Below are 1450 nucleotides of genomic sequence, written 5' to 3' on the forward strand. Positions count from 1 at the left end.
GGAGCGGCTGCTGGCGCGCGGGCGCGCGCTTTTGCGCACGCGGCTGGCGCCGTGCGGTACCGCGGACGGAAACGCCCTGAACAAAGGATGAGCGACCATGATGAATCCTGAACGTTTCAGTGTGCTGGCGGAAACCTACGGCGCCGTGCTGGCGCGCTGGCCCGAATCCGAACGGCAGGATGCGCAGGCCCTGCTGAAAATGTCCGCGACGGCGCGCGGGATCCTGGCGGCGCAACGGGACATGGATGACCTTATCGCGCGTGCTTTCGAGGAAGAGGCGAGCCTGTTTGCCCAGCGGGCGGCTCATGAGGATCCCGAGGCTGCCGTGACGCGGCTGCGGGCCGGCGTGGCGGGACGGATTGCCGTGAAAGCGACGCCGAAACGCGGGCCGGGCGCGCGGTTCGGGTGGCGCTTGCCCGGCCTGTTTCCGGGGGGTGTCGCGGCGGAGAGCGGTGTCATGGCCGTCCGCTGGACGGCCATGATGTTCGGCGGCGGCGTGGTGGTGGCCGGCGGATTGTGGCTGGGCTGGATGCAGGCCGGCGGCGTCCCTGTCGGCCTGTTCAACGCCCTGCTGGTCGCCCCGCTGGGAGGCGGCGTATGACGAATATGCCGCATGACGGGCGGCGCGTCCGCCGATGGGCCCTGGCCGGGTCCGTGTTTCTGAACCTGTTCCTCGCGGCGGTCGTCGGCGGGCAATATCTGCGCCACCGCACCGAGGGCGCGCATCAGGCGACGGCGCTGGCCACCTTCCTGCAGAATGCAACCACGCATCTGTCGCCGGCGGATGCGGCGGCGTTCCGTTCGGTCCTGTGGCAGGACGCGCCACGCTATGTCCAAGCCCATGAAAACCTGGCGCGGGCGCGGGCGGATATCGACAATCAACTCCTCGCCCCCCATTTCGATGCGGCGGCGACACGGGCGGCGATGGCGCGGTGGCAGGCCGCATGGAACGGGTTCGTCGGCGATTTCAGCGATGCGCTGGTCGAAGCCATATCGCACCTGTCACCCGAGGGGCGCCGTACGCTCGTCAACAGCGCGCCGCATCGGAAAACGGATTTTTTCCAGCTCCTGACCAGGGGGAAGTCCGCCGTCGGTCCGTAGCAGAAGGGCGGCCCGTAGCCAGGCCGCCCTTCTGCATTCACCAGACCGACGGATTTCTTCCTTATGTCGCATCGTCATTCGCATGTCCGCTCCCGGACAAAATCGCCGCTGCTTGTCGCTTCGCTGGGATGCGGACTGCTTTTATCGGGTTGCGCGCCCTCCTTGCCGCCTGGGCCAAGCTTTGCGATCATGCCTCGCCCCGGCGAGAGCTTTGCGATCTTCCAGCAGCACGACGCGCAGTGCCGGATCTATGCCCAGACGCAGACCGGCCTGTCGCCATCCCAAGGGGAGGCGTCCAGCGGGCTGCGCAGCGCGGCGCTCGGCACGGGGATCGGCGCGGCGTCCGGCG

Annotated in this window: 2 protein-coding genes; both read left to right on the forward strand. The window is 68.6% G+C overall.

The features are described 5' to 3' along the window. Positions 1–97 precede the first annotated feature (97 nt). Positions 98–601, forward strand: coding sequence for a hypothetical protein (locus HUK84_RS18005; RefSeq protein WP_176641470.1), 504 nt, complete (start codon positions 98–100; stop codon positions 599–601). Further along, positions 598–1101, forward strand: a complete 504-nt coding sequence (locus tag HUK84_RS18010) for a periplasmic heavy metal sensor (protein WP_246285767.1) — start codon at positions 598–600, stop codon at positions 1099–1101. The genes HUK84_RS18005 and HUK84_RS18010 overlap by 4 nt, the downstream gene beginning before the upstream one ends. The last annotated feature ends 349 nt before the right edge of the window (positions 1102–1450 follow it).

Origin of the sequence: Nguyenibacter vanlangensis (genome assembly GCF_013376155.1) — a bacterium.
In the GTDB taxonomy this organism is placed as follows: Bacteria; Pseudomonadota; Alphaproteobacteria; order Acetobacterales; family Acetobacteraceae; genus Gluconacetobacter; species Gluconacetobacter vanlangensis.

Excerpts from the sequence above, each read along its gene's own strand:
- HUK84_RS18005 (WP_176641470.1), top strand. The coding sequence starts at position 98 with ATGATGAATCCTGAACGTTTCAGTGTGCTGGCGGAAACCTACGGCGCC.
- HUK84_RS18010 (WP_246285767.1), top strand. The coding sequence starts at position 598 with ATGACGAATATGCCGCATGACGGGCGGCGCGTCCGCCGATGGGCCCTG.